We start from the raw sequence: 16,718 nt of genomic DNA, 5'->3' as shown, positions 1-16,718 counted from the left end.
CGGAACGGAAACAGATTTCCCTTTGACCAATTTTGCTGACCTTGGCCTGAGCCAAAAAGTTCTCTCCGCTGTCACCGATGCGGGCTACACAATCCCGACCCCGATCCAGACAGGCGCTATCCCGCCGGCGCTGCAGCGTCGTGATATTCTGGGCATCGCCCAGACGGGCACGGGCAAGACCGCTTCGTTCGTGCTGCCGATGCTGACGCTGCTCGAAAAGGGCCGCGCCCGCGCGCGCATGCCGCGTACGCTCATTCTGGAGCCGACGCGCGAACTCGCCGCACAGGTCGCAGAGAACTTCGACAAGTACGGCAAGAACCACAAACTCAACATCGCGCTTCTGATCGGCGGCGTGTCCTTCGACGAGCAGGACCGCAAGCTTGAGCGTGGCGCTGACGTGCTGATCTGCACGCCCGGCCGCCTGCTCGACCACTTCGAGCGCGGCAAGCTCTTGATGAGCGGCGTGGAAATCCTGGTCATCGACGAAGCCGACCGTATGCTCGACATGGGCTTCATTCCCGATATCGAACGCATCGCCAAGCTGATCCCGTTCACGCGCCAGACGTTGTTCTTCTCGGCGACGATGCCGCCGGAAATCCAGAAGCTTGCCGACCGCTTCCTGCAGAACCCGGAGCGCGTCGAAGTCGCCCGCCCGGCTTCCACGGCTCAGACGGTGACGCAGCGCTTCGTTGCGGCGCATGCCAAGGATTACGAGAAGCGCGCGGTACTGCGTGATCTGATTCGCGCCCAGGACGAACTGAAGAACGCGATCATCTTCTGCAATCGCAAGAAGGATGTCGCCGACCTCTTCCGTTCGCTCGACCGCCACGGCTTCTCCGTCGGTGCGCTGCATGGCGACATGGACCAGCGGTCGCGCATGACGATGCTGGCCAACTTCAAGGACGGCAACATCAAGCTGCTCGTCGCCTCCGACGTTGCGGCCCGCGGCCTCGATATCCCTGATGTCAGCCACGTCTTCAACTTCGACGTTCCGATCCATGCGGAAGACTACGTCCACCGCATCGGACGCACCGGCCGTGCCGGCCGCTCGGGCGCCTCCTTCACGCTGGTCACCAAGCGCGACACGAAATTCTCCGACGCCATTGAAAAGCTGATCGGCCAGAACGTCGAATGGCTGAACGGCGACCTTTCCAATCTGCCTGAGCCGATGGAAAGCCACGATACCGGCCGCCGTGAACGCGGTCGTGATGGCCGCAAGGACCGGAAAAAAGATGGGGATCGTGGCTCGAGGGGCCGTTCCGATCATAAATCCGATACCGTGCGTGCCGATAGTGAGGCCGAAATTGAAACAGTCGTGGAAAGGGCGGAATCGGTGAAACCGGCACGCAGCGCAGAGAACAAGCAGGCACAGAACAATCGTGGCGATCGTCCGGTGCGTGCATCGAACCCTGCCAACGACGACAATCGCGACCGCCGCAACCGCCACCGCCGCGACTATGACGACGGCCCGACGCCGGTCGGTTTCGGCGACGAAATCCCCGCATTCATGCTGATCGCCGGCAAGGCCTGATCCAAGCGGATGGGCCAGCCAGGCGTCGATTTTCCGGGCTTCGGCTGCGGACTTGTCATCGTGCGCGATGGCAAGATCCTGCTTTACAGGCGCTTGAAGGCGCCTGAGGCCGGTTACTGGAACATCGTCGGCGGCAAGGTCGACCATATGGAACGCTCGGAAGCTGCGGCCCGACGCGAGGCCGAAGAAGAAAGCGGCCTCAAGATCCGGTCGAGCGAATTCCTCTGCCTGAGCGAACAGGTGATCGAAGCTGATCGCCAGCACTGGATCTCGATGATCTATGTGACCCGGGATTTCTCCGGCGAGCCGCGACTCGTCGAGCCGGACAAGCTTTCCGAATTCGGCTGGTTCAGCCTCGACGCCCTGCCCCAACCGCTGTCCCGTTTTACCGCCGACGCTGCTGAAGCCTTGCGCAAGCCAGGAACACGGTGTCGCCGCATAGCTTGGCGGCGATTGGTCAAATCGATGCCGGCGTTCATCGGGCGCGTTTCATTCCGCAATTTTTCGGGTACCGCTGTTGGAGGAACAACCGTCTTCCGAGCGCAATGCCTGGTGGCGTGTGACGCCGGAAGCGAAAATCCTCTCCAGAAACTCGCCGAGCACCCGTTGTGATTCGTCACGCGGGATACGGTGCCCGCAGTCGAATACCTTTAGGTCGACGGGCACGCCGGCGTCGGACAAGGCTTCGTAAAACGCCTCTGCCTGGGAAGCGGGCGCGCGGTCATCATGCCGTCCGTGCAAAAGCAGGATCTCCGACCTGATATTACCAACATGATGCAAGGCGGAGCGAGCCTTGAAGGCTTCACTGAAAAGCCCGGCCTCAAGTTCTATCGCCTTCCGGATGCCCATAGGAGCGTTGTCGAAAACGCTATCGAGATCATAGACGCCACTTGCCAGAACGACGGCACGAAGGTCGGATAGCTGAGCTGCGACCATAGCCGCAGCGACCGCGCCGCGGCTGTTTCCATAGAGAACAATCCGGTCCGGATCGATTGCGGGGTGCTCTCTCAGAAAGGCGACGGCAGCAATTACGGCTTGCTGCGTTCGGGGGCCACAGAAATCCGCGGGCCCGTCCGAGGCGCCGAAGCCTGGCTGGGAAACCGCCGCCGTCACAATGTTCAGTCGGGACGAAAGCCGCGTGAGAGCGCCGCTGTCGACAAATTCGCTTGCGCCGAGACGACGTCCGCCCTGGTTGCCGTGGATAAGCAGAATTGCACCCGTTGGCGCGGTTCCGATGGCAGACGCCTGGAACAGCTCAACGGCCGTTCCGTCACCTTGCGGGATCATGTGTCGTGTGACTGGCATCCCTGAACCCACTCGACGTCACCTGGACGCGCGGATAGGCGGCGCGGTGATCTATATTTCATCTGAGGCGCCGCGCATATGTTGGGCGGCCTACTTCCGGGAGCGCCGCGCTGCCTCATAGGCAAGCCGCACCCAGCGCGCCATCTCGTCCGGATCGTCGAATGCGTCGTCCGGAATGCTCCAATAGGGCATCTTCACCGGCTTGCCCTTGCCGTCGTAGGCCCATTGCCGCGAACCGGCCGCCTCAAGCGCCGGCGCTGTTTGCTCGTCGCCCTTGAGCAGGATTTCGCCGTCGACCTCAAGCGCGAAGATCACGCCCTGGCAATAGATGCCCTTTCCGCCGAACATCCGCTTGATGGTCACCGGCCCGAGGACTTCGAACATCTCTTCGATTGCGGCATTATCCACGCGTCTGTTCCTCCAAGATACCGCCAGCGGCGACGATCTGTTCCGGCGTATCGAGATCGAGGCGCGCCGCGGCGCCGAGTTCGACATCGATGACCGGCAGGCCGCTCTTTTCGATGATGTGCCTTGCGCCAACGTCTCCGAGCAACTGCCGGATCGCCGAAAATGTCTGGCGCGGCAGGATCACCGGATTGCCGCGCTGCCCGCCGGCGGTCGCCCGGATGATCGAGCGGCCGCCCTCGGCGACGAAACGCTCGATGAGCCGCCGCAGGTCGTCGCCGGTAATCCCGGGCATGTCCGCCAACATGACCAGCATGCCGGCCGCCCGCGTCCCAATTGCTGAAAGCCCCGCTGTTAGCGAGGAGGCCATGCCCGAGATGTAGTCGGGGTTGGAGACGAATGTCACCGGCAGCCCTTGCAGCGCGTGGCGGATGTCGGCCTCGCGGTGGCCGGTCACAACGCTGACCCTGCCCGGCGCGGCCCTGAGCGCGGCTTCGACGCTGCGGCGCACGAGCGGCACGCCGTCGAAGGTGGCGAGAAGTTTGTGTCCGCCGTCCGCGCCCATCCGGCTGGCCCGGCCGGCGGCCAGAACGACGACAGAAACCAAGGGCAAAGACAACTCCGTTGCAGTATCGCGCGGCTGCGGCCGGGTCGGGATTTCGCTCAGGAGACCGCCGACCCCAAGGCCGGTAATATCATCGAAGCTCGGCCACTCGCCGGCAAGGATACGGTCGAGGATCCAGTCGAAGCCGTTCTCGCGCGGACTGCGGGCGCAGCCGGGCGCACCGATCACCGGTGTCTCGCCGACCCGGCCGAGAACGAGAAGATTGCCGGGATCAACAGGCATTCCGACGTGATCAACCGCGCCGCCGGCTCGCCGGATTGCCGCGGGAACGACGTCGTCGGGATCGGCAACCGCTGACGCGCCGAAGACGACAATCAGGTCGTGCGTTTCTCGCATTTCGGCGATCGCCGTCGCAACGGCGTCCTCTCTGTGCGCGACGCGCCGTTCTGTGAGGAGTTCGCTTCCGGCCTGTCGCAACCGCGCCGCCAGGATGGCATGTGTCTTGTCCATCACCTGCGGCTTGAGGTTTGGCAACTCCGTTGCTATCAACGCCGTGCGCCGCGCCACGAACGGCTTGACCTCGAAGGGGCGATGGTCGCGCAGCAGCCTTTCCGCCTGCTCGACGAAGGCACCGGCGACCGCAAGCGGGATGATCTTGATCGTCGCGACCATATCGCCGGGCTGCACCGGCACATGGTCGGCGAGACAGGCGAAAGTGATGGACGGATCTATGCGGTTCAACCGATCGACGATTTCGCGGCTCGCAACGAAGAGACCGGCGACCTCGGAATAGACATTGACGCGGCCGGTCGCAGCCCGCGAGAACCGGAGATGATCGGGGGCGATGGCCGTGGCAATGCGCGTGGCCGCCTCGTCTTCCGGGAAATCGCCGGCATCAAGCCGCGCAACCACAACCGCATCGACGCCGGCGGCGATCAAAGCGGCGATGTCGGCGGACGTGAGCCGATGCCCCTTCGGAAGCCTGAGGTCGCCGGCCTTCACCGCATGCGCGAGCATGGCGCCCTCTGCTTCCGCGACCTTGAGCGGCCCGAACCTCATGCTCCACTCCCCGCGGCGCCAACGTCACGCCGTCGCAGCGCCTCGATGATTTCGGCGAGGATCGCAACCGCGATTTCGGCCGGACTTGCCGCGCCGATATCGAGGCCGATCGGTGCACTGATGCGGGCCACGTCGGCATCGGCGACCCCCGCATGCCGCAGCCTTTCGATCCGCGTGGCGTGGGTCTTGCGGCTGCCGAGCGCGCCGACATAGAAGCAACCGGCCGACAATGCCGCCCGGATCGGTCCGTCGTCGATCTTCGGGTCGTGCGTCACGGCGACAAGGGCTGTGAAGCGGTCGAGCGGTCTGAGTTTCAGGGCGTCCTCTGGCCATTCGGCGATGAGGTCGACACCGGCAAAACGTTCCGGCGTGGCGAAAGCCGTGCGCGGATCGATGATGGTCATGTCGAAACCGGCAACGGGCGCAAGCTGCGCGAGGGCCTGTGAAATGTGCACTGCGCCGATGACGAGGATGCGCGGCGGCGGCAGATAGGCATTGAGGAAGAAGGCACCCTGCCCGGTCTCGACGATGCCGGCCCGGCCGGATCGCAAGGCACGGGCAACGGCCTCGCGCCAGGGTTCGGGACAGTCGTCGCCTTCGAGGTGGACGCGGACGTCGCCGGCAAGGTCGCTGACGGTGACGGCGGCGCGGCGGGCCGCGCGCGCAAGGTTGAGTTTTTCCAGGATCGCCCGTTCCATTGTCAGCCGTTTACTCGCTCCACCAGGATCCGGATCCTGCCGCCGCAGGAAAGACCGACGCGCCAGGCGGTCTCATCCGCGACGCCGAATTCGAGTATTTTCGCAGCACCCGAGGCGATTACGTCGGTTGCCTCGGTGATGACGGCGCCCTCGACGCACCCACCCGAAACCGAGCCCTGAAAATTGCCGTCGCCATCGATCACCAGATGGCTGCCGACCGGCCGTGGTGCCGAGCCCCAGGTCTCGATCACCGTTGCGATCGCCACCCGGCGTCCCTCCTTCAGCCAGGCCTCGGCGATGTCGAGCGGATCGAGAACATTGACTGCCTGCCCCATGCTTGCCACCTCCCATCAGTGCCGTTCATCTTGGTTCGATGAACCGCCTCGGATCCGCCTGGCGGGAGCCCTGCCCGGAAAGCGCCTTCACCAGTTCGCCAATCGATTCAAGATTGTGCACGGCCCGGAATTCGTCAACATGCGGCAGCATCGCCCGCACACCGCGCGCGCGCGCTTCGAAGCCGTCGAAGCGCAGCAGCGGGTTGAGCCAGATCAGCCGCCGGCAGGATCGGTGCAGGCGATCGATCTCGATTTCGAGATCGGCCACGTCGTCGCGCTCCAGACCGTCGGTAATCAGAAGCACGATCGCACCCTGCCCGAGCACGCGCCGCGACCAGCGCCGGTTGAACTCGTGCAAGGTCTCGCCGATGCGCGTGCCGCCGGACCAGTCCTTGACCGCAGCGACGCAGTCATCGATCGCCGCGTCCGGATCGCGATTGCGCAATTGGCGCGAGACATTGGTCAGCCGGGTTCCGAAGAGGAAGGTATGCACACGCCGCCGCTCCTCGGTCAGCGCATGCAGAAAGTGCAGAAAGATGCGGGTGTACTGGCTCATCGAGCCGGAGATGTCGGCGAGCACGACGAGCGGCGGATGGACGACGCGCCGCTCCCGAAACCGCGGAAGGATCAGTTGGCCGCCAAAGCGCATGGCATCGCGCATGGTTGCGCGCGGGTCGATGCGGATCTGACGCTTCGAGGCGCGGAAGCGCCGCGTGACGACGCGGTCCATCGGCAGCGTCAGGGCCGAGAGCGCACGCTTGGCTTCGGCAAGCTCGGCAGCGTTCATCTGCGCGAAATCGGCACCGCGCAGAAGCTCGCGACCGGAGACCGTGAAACGGGCATCGACCTCGATCTCCGGCTCGTCGCGTGGCGGTCGATCAGCCTCGTGCCCGGAAAGCAGCGCGTCGCTGACGCGGGTTTCGCCTGCCCGGCGCTGTTGCCGTTCGCTCTCGCGTTCCGGCGCCAGCGGCGACATCATCGCGATCATCTTTTCGACGAGACCGCGCGACCGCCAGAATAGGCGAAACGCCTCGTCGAAGACCGGCTGGTCCTCGTGACGCTTGACGAAGACGCATTGCAGCGCGGCGTAGAACGCGTCCCGTCCGCCGATCCCGATCAACGCCACTGCATCGATGGCGTCGGCGATGGCGCCTGGCCCGATCTTGATGCCGGCGCGCCGGAGCGCGCGCGCGAAGAACACGATATTGTCGGCAAGCCGTCCGTCGCCTACCGCGATTGGCGGGGGAACATCGTTCCTGTGCTCCCGCGCCTCCGTCATCAGTTTGCCGCCAGCAATTCCGCCTTGACCTCGGAGAGCAGCTTTCGCCCCTCTGCTCCCTCTATCCTGGCGATGTCGTCCTGGTATTTCAGCAGCGTTCCGAGCGTGTCGGCAATCGTCTCCGGATCGAGCGCCAGCCGGTCAAGCTCCGTCAGCGCCGTTGCCCAGTCGATGGTTTCGGCAACGCCCGGGTTCTTGAAGAGGTCGATCGTGCGCAGCCGCTGCACATAGGCGATGACTTCGCGTGACAGGGTGGCGTTGCAGCCGGGAACCTTGCGGCGAATGATCTCCAGCTCCTGCGCCGCCTTGGGATAATCGACCCAATGATAGAGGCAGCGCCGCTTCAGCGCGTCATGGATCTCGCGGGTGCGATTGGTGGTGATGATGACGACAGGCGGTTCGTCCGCCCGGATCGTACCAAGTTCCGGAATCGTCACCTGGAAATCGGACAAAACTTCCAGCAGGAACGCCTCGAAGGCTTCATCTGTCCGGTCGAGCTCGTCGATCAGGAAAACGGGCGCACGTCCTCCGTTCGACGAAATCGCCTGCAAGACCGGGCGGCGGATCAGGAAACGTTCGGAGAATATATCGCTTTCGACTCGCTTGCGATCGACCTTGCCGGATGCTTCCGACAGGCGGATTTCGAGCATCTGCGCTGGATAGTTCCATTCGTAGACGGCCGAGGCGACGTCGAGACCTTCATAGCATTGCAGCCGGATCAATGGCCGGTCGAGCGCCTTGGCCAGTACCTTGGCGATCTCGGTCTTGCCGACGCCGGCTTCGCCTTCGAGAAAAAGCGGGCGCTTCATCCTGAGGGCAAGAAACAGCACCGTCGCCAGCGCCGTGCCGGCGAGATAATCATGCGCCTCCAGCAATGCCATCGTCTCTTCGATGGACTGTGGCAGGCCCGTTGCCGCCTTTATCGCCATGTCTCCTCCACCACGGCCCGAATCGATCGCTGGAAGCTGGAAGGGGACAAGATCCACCGGCGAGCTCAACGACTTAGAGCGATCTTCTCATGTTGCGATGAGCAGTAGATCGCTGAATAAAAACTTATAGCGAGTGGTATCCGCGGTCCACATAAATGAGCGGCGGGCGGGACGACCCGATCGAGACGTCGACGACCTCGCCAAAGAGCACCAGATGCGTGGCGATCGTCTTCACCTCGACCAGGCGGCAATCGAAAGCGGCGGTGGCGTTGACGAGGATCGGCGCACCGGTCGTAAGCCGCGTCCACTGTCCGAGCGCGAAGCGCAGATCCATGTCGAGCTGGTCGCGGCCGGAGAAACCATGGGCCAGCGCCCGGTGCTCGTCGCCGAGCAGGTTGAGCGCAAAGCTGTCGCTGCGGGTGAAGATCTCGTTGCGCGGATTGGCACCATTCAGGCAGACGAGAACCGTTGGCGGGCTATCGGAAACCGAGCAGGCCGCAGTCACGGTGACGCCGCGCCGCTCGCTGCCGTCAGCGGCGGTAATGATCTGCACGTGACCGGCCAGGCGGCTCATCGCGTCGCGATAACTGATAGGGTCCAGCCGGGTCTTCTCCAACACATCTTTCTCCGGGCGATGTCAGGCACATACATAGACGCTGTCAGAAAATATGAAACCCGCGGGAAGGAGATTCTTGCACATCTGCGACGTGGCCGTGACGCAGATTGAACCTTCTTCACCAGGAGCGACATCTTTTCCTTTGACGCCGCGGGGCACTTCCTTAAAACATGCAGCAACGACCGTGCCTCGCGTCAGACGCGAGCGGCAACGGAAGAGGAAGCTGTGGTGGCTCGCCGTAGGATTTTGCCCCGGATCGGTTCGGACGGGGAAGCTTGCGGCGGCGGAGTAAGTGAATGCGTCGATCCATTGTCACCAGCCTCATCCTTGCCGGACTGGTGCAGGCAACGCCGGCTTGGGCGGCCGGTATCAAGGTGGCGGTCGTGGCGCCGGTGGAAGGCCCGTTCGCGCCGCTCGGCAAGCAGATTATAGACGGCGCAGGCTTCAAGGCCGGTGATCGCGGCAGCGAGATCGTCGTCATTCCCGAGACCTGCGATACCGCCGGCAACGAGGCGCTGACCAAGGCATTGCTTGCGGCGGGTGCCGAAGCCGCCGTCGGCTTTCTCTGCACCGAAAGCCTGGATGCGACGCTTCCGGCCCTGACAGAAGCGGGCTTGCCGGCAATCACCCTCAGCGTGCGCTCCGATATCCTGATGGAAGACGCGCTCAAGAACAAATGGCCGCTCTTCCGCCTCGCGCCGAGCGGCAATGCCGAGGCCGTGGCCATCGTCGATGCCATCGTCAACCGCTGGAAGGACAAGCCCATCGCGCTCGTCGACGACGGTACGATCCACAGCCGGGAGCTGGTCGAGGCGGTGCGCGCAGCGCTTGCCGAAATCGGCATGACACCGGTCTTCAGCGACACCTACCGACCGGCGCAGGAGCAGCAGATCAACCTGGTGCGACGCCTGGTGAAAAGCGGCGCAACCCACGTCTTCACCGGCGGCGACCGGCAGGATACCGCCGTTATCGCCCGCGATGCCCTTGGCGAAGGCGCGAACCTCACCTTGCTTGGCGGCGATGCCTTGAACGCGGCCGATCTCACGGTTCCGCTTGCCGATGGCGTGCTTGCAGTAACGCTGCCGGATGCGGCGCAATCGCCGGAAGGCAAGCCCTTTGCCGACGAAATGCGCGCCGCCGGCATCGAGCCGGAAGGTTATGTGATGCCGGCCTTCGCGGTGATGGCGTTGCTGGAGGAAGCCAAGGATAGGGCAGCACAGGACGACAAGTCGTTGATCGAAGCGATCGCAGGCAAGGGGCCCTACCCGACTGTCCTCGGCCTCACCGCCTTCAACGCCGCGCACGAGCGTGCCGACAATCCCTACCGTTTGATGCAGTGGCAAGGCGGCCATTTCGTGCCTGCGGCCGCTGAAGGAGCCACGCCATGATGCGTCCCGGACCGCTGAACCTGATCACCGATGTCAAAGGTCTGACGGTCGGCAACGCCGAGGACCATCGCCTGAAATCGGGCGTCACGGCGATCGTCTGCGACCCGCCGGCAACGGCCGCCGTCCAGGTTCTGGGTGGTGCGCCGGGTACCCGGGAAACCGACCTTCTCGACCCGCACAACACGGTGCAAACGGTCGATGCACTCGTTCTTTCCGGCGGTTCGGCCTTCGGGCTTGACGCTGCGTCCGGTGCGCAGGCCGCCCTCAGGGAAATGGGCCGCGGCTTCGCCGTCGGCCCGCACCGCATCCCGATTGTCCCGACGGCGATCCTCTTCGACCTCATCAATGGTGGCGACAAGGATTGGGGCCGCTTTCCGCCCTACCGCGAACTCGGCTTCGAGGCCGTCGGGCGGGCTGGCGCGACATTTTCGACCGGTTCGGCAGGCGCCGGCACCGGTGCGCTGACCGCGGGCCTGAAGGGTGGGCTCGGTTCAGCGTCCACGGTTCTGCCGAACGGCGTCACCATCGGTGCGCTTGTCGCCGTCAATGCGCTCGGATCCGCTACAGTCGGCGACACCGGGCATTTCTGGTCCGCGCCCTTCGAACTGGATGACGAGTTCGGCGGGCTTGGCCTGCCCCACCCGATGCCGGCCGACGCGGCCGACATCCGCATCAAGTTCCGCGACCGCCAGGCGGCCGTCGCCAACACGACGATCGCGGTGATCGCGACGGATGCGGTGCTGACGAAGGCTGAAGCCAAGCGCCTGGCGATTGCCGCCCATGACGGCTTTGCCCGCGGGCTCTGGCCGGCGCACACGCCGCTCGACGGCGACCTGATCTTCGCGCTTGCGACCGGCGCCTGTGGCAAGACGCCGACAACAGAGGATTTCATCGATCTCGGCGCGGTTGCCGCCTCGACCATGGCGCGCGCGATCGCCCGCGGGGTCCACGACGCGACGCCGGCGGAAAATGATCTCATGCCCTGCTGGTCGCAGCGTCGCTGACGCAGCTTTGATCGCAGGCATGTTGTTTGCGGGGCTCGGCGGTGCTATTCCCGCGGAAAACACGCTGGAGTGCGCCATGACCTACCCTATCCGCATTGCCCCGTCGATCCTGGCGGCCGATTTCTCCAAGCTCGGCCAGGAGGTTCGCGATGTCGTCGATGCCGGCGCAGACTGGATCCATCTCGATGTCATGGACGGTCATTTCGTGCCGAACATCACCTTCGGCCCCGATGTCATCAAGTCGCTGCGCCGCTATACCGATGCGACGTTCGACTGCCACCTGATGATTTCGCCCGCCGACCCGTTTCTCGAAGCCTTCGCCAAGGCCGGCTGCGATATCCTGACGGTGCACGCCGAAGCCGGTCCGCACCTGCATCGCTCGCTGCAGACGGTCCGTTCGCTCGGCAAGAAGGCTGGCGTGTCGCTCAATCCGGCAACGCCCGAAAGCGCCATCGAATACGTGCTCGATGAGCTTGACCTGATCCTCGTCATGACCGTCAATCCGGGCTTCGGCGGGCAGAAGTTCATCGACGCCACCGCGGAAAAGATCCGTCGTATCAAGGCGATGATCGGCGATCGTCCGATCGAGATCGAAGTCGATGGCGGCATTGCGCCTGAAACGGCAGCCATTGCCACCGGCGCCGGCGCCAATGTTCTCGTTGCCGGCTCGGCGATCTTCAAGGGCGGCTCGGTCGAGGCCTATCGCTCGGCGATCGAAGCGATCCGTGCGCCTGCCGAGAAGGCCTATCGATGACAGCACGCGCGGCAATTTCCGGTCTTTGTTGCCTGGCTGCGGCCGCCGCTGCATCGCCGGCCCTTGCTGGCGACTATGCCGCACTGCAGCCGATCGGCTTCTCGGCCGACGGCAATGTCTTTGCCTTCGAGGAGTATGGCGTCCAGGACGGCTCCGGCTTTCCCTATTCGACCATCTATGTGATCGACACGCGCAATGACAGCTTCCTACCGGGCGCGCCGGTGCGCGCCGTCAGCCGCGAAGACGGCAGCCCGCTGTCTAAGGCGCGCCATGAAGCCCGGCGTCGGGCGGCTCCCTTGATCGATGCCTATCGCCTTGCCGATGCGCCCGGGCTGCTCGCGGCCTTCAACCCGATCACGGAAGCCAACGCCAAGCCGCTCTCGCTGACCTACGATGCTTTTGCAGCCGATCAAGCGTTCCGCGAGACCTATACGGTTACGCTCGAGGAAAAGACCTTCGAGCCGGACGGCATCTGCAAGGACTTCCTGAAGGAAACCAAAGGTTTCCGTCTGTCGATGACGATGAAGGCGGGCGCGCCGGCAAGCGACGTGCTTCAGGATGACAGCCGCATACCGGAAAGCCGCCGTTGCCCCACCGGCTATCAGGTCGGCGGCGCCATCACCCACCGCAACGACGACGGTTCGGAAACCCATGTGATCATGGTGCTCGTCAAGTCGCTCGGCTTTGAAGGCACGACGGACGGGCGCTGGATCGCGATCCCGACGCGGATCGCCAAATGAACGAGGCGGCCGCCAGCGTCGAAGCGAAAGCGGGGCGTGCGGCGGCCGGTGCCCGGAAACGGGCCCGCCTCGCCCGGTCCGTGCCGAGCCTTCCGCTATTGCTCTTCGGCGCGCCCTTGTGGAGCGCGTCGATGACGCTGTCGGCGTGGTTTGCGCTGTGGCTGCGGGAACGGGACGCGACCTTCCATCTGGCCGAACTGCTCTGGGTTTTCGGGGCCGGCGCTCTGCTCGCCTGGCCGCCGGCGCTGTTTCTCGCCCGCTTCGCGGCGATCGGACGCCGCGTGGAAACGCGTTTCGCGGCCTATCTCTTCTTCCTCTCGCTCGGCACGATCGGGATGACGGCACTGCTTTTCGCGCTCGACTACCGCGAATTCTATGCACAGTGGCACGCCCCGATCGGAACCACGACGTGGCTCTTCCAGTTCGCCTTTACGACGCTGATCGCCTTCTACCAGTTTCTGGTCATGGGCCTTCGCCTCTATTTGCCCGTCGGCGGTGTTACACTGTTCGCCGTCTGCCTGTGGCTGGCAAGCGATCGCCATGAGCAACGGCGTTGAGCTTCGTGGCTATCTTTGCTAGAGGCACGGCCATCCCTCCACTGACGACGAAAGCTTAAGCCCATGATCCCCCGTTACTCCCGACCGGAAATGGTGGCCATCTGGTCGCCGGAAACGAAATTCCGCATCTGGTTCGAGATCGAGGCTCACGCCTGCGATGCGCTTGCCGAAATCGGCGTGATCCCGAAGGATGCCGCGCGCACGATCTGGGAAAAGGGCGGCGCTGCCACTTTCGACGTCGCTCGCATCGACGAGATCGAGGCCGTCACCAAGCATGACGTGATTGCGTTCCTGACGCATCTTGCCGAATTCGTCGGCCCCGACAGCCGCTTCATCCACCAGGGTATGACCTCGTCCGACGTGCTGGACACCTGCTTCAACGTCCAGCTGGTGCGCGCAACCGACCTGCTTCTCGCCGATCTCGACAAGCTGCTCGAAGCCCTGAAGCGCCGCGCCTTCGAGCACAAGGACACGGTGACGATCGGCCGTTCGCACGGCATCCACGCCGAGCCGACCACCTTTGGCGTCAAGCTGGCGCTCGCCTATGCCGAGTTCGACCGTTGCAAGCAGCGCCTGCTGGCCGCACGCGAGGAAGTCGCCACCTGCGCGATCTCGGGCGCCGTCGGCACCTTCGCCAACATCGACCCGCGTGTTGAAGAACACGTCGCCGAGGCGCTTGGCCTGAAGCCGGAACCGGTTTCGACCCAGGTCATTCCGCGCGACCGCCACGCCATGTACTTCGCAACCCTCGGCGTCATCGCTTCGTCGATCGAGCGCCTGGCGACGGAAGTCCGTCACCTGCAGCGCACCGAAGTGCTCGAAGCGGAGGAGTATTTCTCGCCGGGCCAGAAGGGCTCGTCGGCAATGCCGCACAAGCGTAACCCGGTCCTGACCGAAAACCTCACGGGCCTTGCCCGCATGGTTCGCGCCTTCTCGATCCCGGCGATGGAAAACGTTGCGCTCTGGCATGAGCGCGACATCTCGCACTCCTCGGTCGAGCGCATGATCGGCCCGGATGCGACGGTGACGCTCGACTTCGCGCTCGCTCGTCTGACCAGCGTGATCGACAAGCTGCTCGTCTACCCCGAGAACATGATCAACAACATGAACAAGTTCCGCGGGCTCGTGCATTCGCAGCGCGTGCTTTTGGCGCTGACGCAGGCGGGTGTGTCGCGTGAGGATGCCTATCGCCTCGTGCAGCGCAACGCCATGAAGGTCTGGGAACAGGGCAAGGACTTCCTTGAGGAACTGCTGGCCGATGCGGAAGTCCGCGCGGCGCTTTCCGAAGAGGACATCCGCGAGAAGTTTGATCTCGGCTACCACACCAAGCACGTCGACACGATCTTCAAGCGCGTCTTCGGCTAAGGTTCCGCGCTGAGCGGACGGCGGTAGGCCTTTGGTTTTGTTGCCATGCCCGCATTTGGAGCACATCGCTCGAATGCGGGCATTTGCGTTAGCAGGAAATTCACGCATTGCGTGCAAAGCTCAGGGTCTGTCAATCCAGGTTCTGAGGATCGCATGGCCTACAAAGACAGTGTCGAACGGGCGACGCAGCGCACGCAAACGAAAATTACAGGTACGGTGACCGTCAAGTCCGGCTCCAGCAGCGGCATCGTCAAGGACCTCTCAGCCGAGGGCATCTGCTTTCAGCTGCTCTTCGACATCGGCGCCAAGACGGGACAGGAAGTGACGATCAGAAGCGAGGAGCTCGGCTTCCTGACCGGCATGGTCCGCTGGTATCGCGGTGACAAGATCGGCATCAAGCTCAACCTGTCGTCCAACACGGCGGCGCAGATCTCATCCTATTACAAGCACTTTCGCTAGGCCGGGCATCTCGGCAAGCACGCCAAAGGCGCCGCAAGTCGATCGACATGCGGCGCTTTTTCCGTTGAGCGGTTATCCTGCCTTCGGTTGTCAGCGATCAGTGTGACCGCGCGCGCGGACCGGGTTCCACCATCTTGCGATAGAGGTGCCAGGTGGCGTGTCCGAAGATCGGCATGATGACGGCGAGGCCGACGAAGACCGGGATCGAGCCGATGACCAGACCGGCAGCGATGATGAAACCCCAGACGGCGACGGGCACCGGGTTGACGAGCGTTGCGCGGATGGACGTCTCGACCGCCGACACGGCGCCGACGTCACGATCGATCAGCAACGGGAACGACACGACGGATGTCGACAGAACGATGACGGCGAAGACGAAGCCGACGGCGTTGCCGACGAGGATCAGGTTCCAGCCCTGGTCAGTGCCGACGATACCGTTCCAGAAGGCCGCGATCGAATCCGGTGGTTCCGCCCCGAAGATCTGCACATAGAGCGCCTGGGCGACCAGCAGCCAGATGATGAAGACAACGAACAGCATGGCGGCGACGGCCATGATCGACGGCAGCGCCGGAGAGCGGTGCAGGCGAAGCGCGTGTGGCCAGGAGTAGTCCATGCCGAGTTCTCGCCGTCGGCTGATCTCGTAAAGGCCGATAGCAGCGACCGGGCCGATCAGCGCGAAGCCGGAGACAAGAGGATAAAGCAGCGGCAGCATGTTGGCGCCGGCGCTCCAGGTGATCAGAACGACACCGGCTATCGGGTAGATCAGGCAAAGAAAGACGTAGTGCGATGGTTTCTCGCGAAAATCGTCAAAGCCTAAGCGTAACGCGTCGAATACATCCGCGACGCCAATCTTTTTTATTCCGGGATGGGCGACACTCGCGTCCGCTCCCGACAGGACATGGAATGTTGTCATGGCTCACACTCCTCAACGAACCAGAGCGGCCACGGAACAGAGATACGGCGAACCAAGCCGCACCATCCGCGACCGTCCGTTCGATTATACAGAAAATGCGACCGCTGTCGCCTGCCGCCTCTCGCCACGTTAAGCGGCCGCCTGGAACGCGAAACATCGGCCCGGTCAGGCACGCCGCCATGGGCGTTGCCTGGGCCGTGGTGAACGGGTTGGGCCGCAGGCCTTGACTTCCGCGCCTTTCAGCGCCACATCGCGGCCACCATGAAAGTTTCCGACGCCCATATCCTCATCGTTCCAGGTTACACCAACTCCGGACCGGAGCACTGGCAGACGCGCTGGGAGCGCAAGATGTCGACCGCACGCCGCGTCGAGCAGGCGGAGTGGGCAAAGCCCGTCCGCGACGATTGGGTGGCGCGCATGGTCGACGAGGTCAATGCGTCGGAAAAGCCGGTTGTCATCGTCGCCCATTCGCTGGGCGTTGCGACGGCCATCCACGCCCTGCCCCATTTCAAGAAGCCGATTGCCGGTGCATTCCTGGTGGCCCCGCCCGATGTTGCCAATCCGGCGATCCGTCCGAAGCATCTGATGACCTTCGGCCCCTATCCGCGCGATCCGCTTCCCTTCCCGTCCTTGATGGTCGCCAGCCGCAACGATCCCTTCGGTTCCTACGAGCATGCGGACGACATCGCCAACGCCTGGGGTTCGCTGCTCGTCGATGCCGGAGAATCCGGTCACATCAACACCGAGTCCGGCCATGGGCCGTGGCCTGAGGGCACGATGGTGTTTGCCCAGTTCCTGAGCCGGCTTAAACCCTGA

General features: G+C 63.9%; 17 protein-coding genes and 2 pseudogenes. 10 read left to right on the top strand and 9 right to left on the bottom strand.

Annotated features, from left to right (window positions below):
• Positions 1-22: 22 nt before the first annotated feature.
• The gene (locus tag JVX98_RS12240) at positions 23-1,531 is read left to right on the top strand and encodes a DEAD/DEAH box helicase (protein WP_192446198.1); all 1,509 of its coding nucleotides are present in this window, start codon (positions 23-25) and stop codon (positions 1,529-1,531) included.
• 9 nt (positions 1,532-1,540) lie between these two features.
• Positions 1,541-1,942 (top strand): annotated as a pseudogene (locus tag JVX98_RS32305) (NUDIX domain-containing protein); the annotation flags it as partial.
• Between the two features lie 78 nt (positions 1,943-2,020).
• Here JVX98_RS32305 and JVX98_RS12235 read toward each other — a convergent pair.
• The 8 genes and pseudogenes from JVX98_RS12235 to JVX98_RS12200 form a co-directional block, all read right to left on the bottom strand.
• Positions 2,021-2,818, bottom strand: a complete 798-nt coding sequence (locus JVX98_RS12235) for a S9 family peptidase (protein WP_246765008.1) — start codon at positions 2,816-2,818, stop codon at positions 2,021-2,023.
• 108 nt (positions 2,819-2,926) lie between these two features.
• Positions 2,927-3,244, bottom strand: a complete 318-nt coding sequence (locus JVX98_RS12230) for a TfoX/Sxy family protein (RefSeq protein ID WP_192446200.1) — start codon at positions 3,242-3,244, stop codon at positions 2,927-2,929.
• Positions 3,237-4,865: an NTP transferase domain-containing protein gene (locus tag JVX98_RS12225; protein ID WP_205238745.1), complete on the bottom strand. Its 1,629-nt coding sequence runs from the start codon at positions 4,863-4,865 to the stop codon at positions 3,237-3,239. Before JVX98_RS12225 ends, JVX98_RS12230 begins: the two co-directional genes overlap by 8 nt.
• Positions 4,862-5,563 carry an XdhC family protein gene (locus JVX98_RS12220; RefSeq protein ID WP_205238744.1) on the bottom strand — a complete coding sequence of 234 codons (702 nt, stop codon included), beginning with the start codon at positions 5,561-5,563 and terminating at the stop codon, positions 4,862-4,864. Before JVX98_RS12220 ends, JVX98_RS12225 begins: the two co-directional genes overlap by 4 nt.
• A gap of 2 nt (positions 5,564-5,565) precedes the next feature.
• Positions 5,566-5,898 (bottom strand): XdhC family protein, encoded by a 333-nt coding sequence (locus JVX98_RS12215; protein ID WP_205238743.1) that lies wholly within the window; start codon positions 5,896-5,898, stop codon positions 5,566-5,568.
• 25 nt (positions 5,899-5,923) lie between these two features.
• Positions 5,924-7,177 (bottom strand): VWA domain-containing protein, encoded by a 1,254-nt coding sequence (locus JVX98_RS12210; RefSeq protein WP_205238742.1) that lies wholly within the window; start codon positions 7,175-7,177, stop codon positions 5,924-5,926.
• A complete protein-coding gene (locus JVX98_RS12205; protein ID WP_192446205.1) occupies positions 7,177-8,106 on the bottom strand; it encodes a MoxR family ATPase in 930 nt (309 codons plus the stop codon). The genes JVX98_RS12210 and JVX98_RS12205 overlap by 1 nt, the downstream gene beginning before the upstream one ends.
• A gap of 124 nt (positions 8,107-8,230) precedes the next feature.
• Positions 8,231-8,757 (bottom strand): annotated as a pseudogene (locus JVX98_RS12200) (flavin reductase family protein).
• Between the two features lie 261 nt (positions 8,758-9,018).
• On the opposite strand from JVX98_RS12200, the gene JVX98_RS12195 reads away from it, so the two are divergent.
• The 7 genes from JVX98_RS12195 (at position 9,019) to JVX98_RS12165 (ending at position 14,989) form a co-directional block, all read left to right on the top strand.
• Complete coding sequence (locus JVX98_RS12195; protein WP_192446206.1) at positions 9,019-10,110, top strand: branched-chain amino acid ABC transporter substrate-binding protein; 1,092 nt, start codon at positions 9,019-9,021, stop codon at positions 10,108-10,110.
• Positions 10,107-11,114 carry a P1 family peptidase gene (locus JVX98_RS12190; RefSeq protein ID WP_205238741.1) on the top strand — a complete coding sequence of 336 codons (1,008 nt, stop codon included), beginning with the start codon at positions 10,107-10,109 and terminating at the stop codon, positions 11,112-11,114. The genes JVX98_RS12195 and JVX98_RS12190 overlap by 4 nt, the downstream gene beginning before the upstream one ends.
• A gap of 76 nt (positions 11,115-11,190) precedes the next feature.
• Positions 11,191-11,868, top strand: a complete 678-nt coding sequence (gene rpe / locus JVX98_RS12185; protein WP_205238740.1) for a ribulose-phosphate 3-epimerase — start codon at positions 11,191-11,193, stop codon at positions 11,866-11,868.
• Entirely contained in the window at positions 11,865-12,608 is a 744-nt protein-coding gene (locus JVX98_RS12180; RefSeq protein ID WP_192446208.1) for a DUF2259 domain-containing protein, read from the top strand. Before rpe ends, JVX98_RS12180 begins: the two co-directional genes overlap by 4 nt.
• Positions 12,605-13,165: a hypothetical protein gene (locus tag JVX98_RS12175; protein ID WP_205238739.1), complete on the top strand. Its 561-nt coding sequence runs from the start codon at positions 12,605-12,607 to the stop codon at positions 13,163-13,165. The genes JVX98_RS12180 and JVX98_RS12175 overlap by 4 nt, the downstream gene beginning before the upstream one ends.
• A gap of 63 nt (positions 13,166-13,228) precedes the next feature.
• Entirely contained in the window at positions 13,229-14,530 is a 1,302-nt protein-coding gene (purB, locus tag JVX98_RS12170) for an adenylosuccinate lyase (protein ID WP_060585098.1), read from the top strand.
• Positions 14,531-14,683: 153 nt separating this feature from the next.
• On the top strand, positions 14,684-14,989 hold the full coding sequence (locus tag JVX98_RS12165; RefSeq protein WP_034794416.1) for a PilZ domain-containing protein: 306 nt from the start codon (positions 14,684-14,686) through the stop codon (positions 14,987-14,989).
• Between the two features lie 97 nt (positions 14,990-15,086).
• Here JVX98_RS12165 and JVX98_RS12160 read toward each other — a convergent pair whose 3' ends face one another.
• Complete coding sequence (locus JVX98_RS12160; protein WP_205238738.1) at positions 15,087-15,902, bottom strand: DUF2189 domain-containing protein; 816 nt, start codon at positions 15,900-15,902, stop codon at positions 15,087-15,089.
• A gap of 261 nt (positions 15,903-16,163) precedes the next feature.
• Between JVX98_RS12160 and JVX98_RS12155 the strand changes: the two genes are divergently transcribed.
• Positions 16,164-16,718 carry an alpha/beta hydrolase gene (locus tag JVX98_RS12155; protein ID WP_043614501.1) on the top strand — a complete coding sequence of 185 codons (555 nt, stop codon included), beginning with the start codon at positions 16,164-16,166 and terminating at the stop codon, positions 16,716-16,718.

This window comes from Ensifer sp. PDNC004 (genome assembly GCF_016919405.1).
Classification (GTDB): domain Bacteria; phylum Pseudomonadota; class Alphaproteobacteria; order Rhizobiales; family Rhizobiaceae; genus Ensifer.
Note: the sequence above shows the minus strand (reverse complement) of the source record. Positions and strands in the feature narration are given on the sequence as shown.

What these genes read in the sequence shown, in the direction of transcription:
- JVX98_RS12235 (WP_246765008.1), bottom strand. Translation starts at nt 2,818, where the DNA reads ATGATCCCGCAAGGTGACGGAACGGCCGTTGAGCTGTTCCAGGCGTCT.
- JVX98_RS12225 (WP_205238745.1), bottom strand. Translation starts at nt 4,865, where the DNA reads ATGAGGTTCGGGCCGCTCAAGGTCGCGGAAGCAGAGGGCGCCATGCTC.
- JVX98_RS12220 (WP_205238744.1), bottom strand. Translation starts at nt 5,563, where the DNA reads ATGGAACGGGCGATCCTGGAAAAACTCAACCTTGCGCGCGCGGCCCGC.
- JVX98_RS12215 (WP_205238743.1), bottom strand. Translation starts at nt 5,898, where the DNA reads ATGGGGCAGGCAGTCAATGTTCTCGATCCGCTCGACATCGCCGAGGCC.
- JVX98_RS12210 (WP_205238742.1), bottom strand. Translation starts at nt 7,177, where the DNA reads ATGACGGAGGCGCGGGAGCACAGGAACGATGTTCCCCCGCCAATCGCG.
- JVX98_RS12205 (WP_192446205.1), bottom strand. Translation starts at nt 8,106, where the DNA reads ATGGCGATAAAGGCGGCAACGGGCCTGCCACAGTCCATCGAAGAGACG.
- JVX98_RS12195 (WP_192446206.1), top strand. Translation starts at nt 9,019, where the DNA reads ATGCGTCGATCCATTGTCACCAGCCTCATCCTTGCCGGACTGGTGCAG.
- JVX98_RS12190 (WP_205238741.1), top strand. Translation starts at nt 10,107, where the DNA reads ATGATGCGTCCCGGACCGCTGAACCTGATCACCGATGTCAAAGGTCTG.
- rpe (WP_205238740.1), top strand. Translation starts at nt 11,191, where the DNA reads ATGACCTACCCTATCCGCATTGCCCCGTCGATCCTGGCGGCCGATTTC.
- JVX98_RS12180 (WP_192446208.1), top strand. Translation starts at nt 11,865, where the DNA reads ATGACAGCACGCGCGGCAATTTCCGGTCTTTGTTGCCTGGCTGCGGCC.
- JVX98_RS12175 (WP_205238739.1), top strand. Translation starts at nt 12,605, where the DNA reads ATGAACGAGGCGGCCGCCAGCGTCGAAGCGAAAGCGGGGCGTGCGGCG.
- purB (WP_060585098.1), top strand. Translation starts at nt 13,229, where the DNA reads ATGATCCCCCGTTACTCCCGACCGGAAATGGTGGCCATCTGGTCGCCG.
- JVX98_RS12165 (WP_034794416.1), top strand. Translation starts at nt 14,684, where the DNA reads ATGGCCTACAAAGACAGTGTCGAACGGGCGACGCAGCGCACGCAAACG.
- JVX98_RS12160 (WP_205238738.1), bottom strand. Translation starts at nt 15,902, where the DNA reads ATGACAACATTCCATGTCCTGTCGGGAGCGGACGCGAGTGTCGCCCAT.
- JVX98_RS12155 (WP_043614501.1), top strand. Translation starts at nt 16,164, where the DNA reads ATGAAAGTTTCCGACGCCCATATCCTCATCGTTCCAGGTTACACCAAC.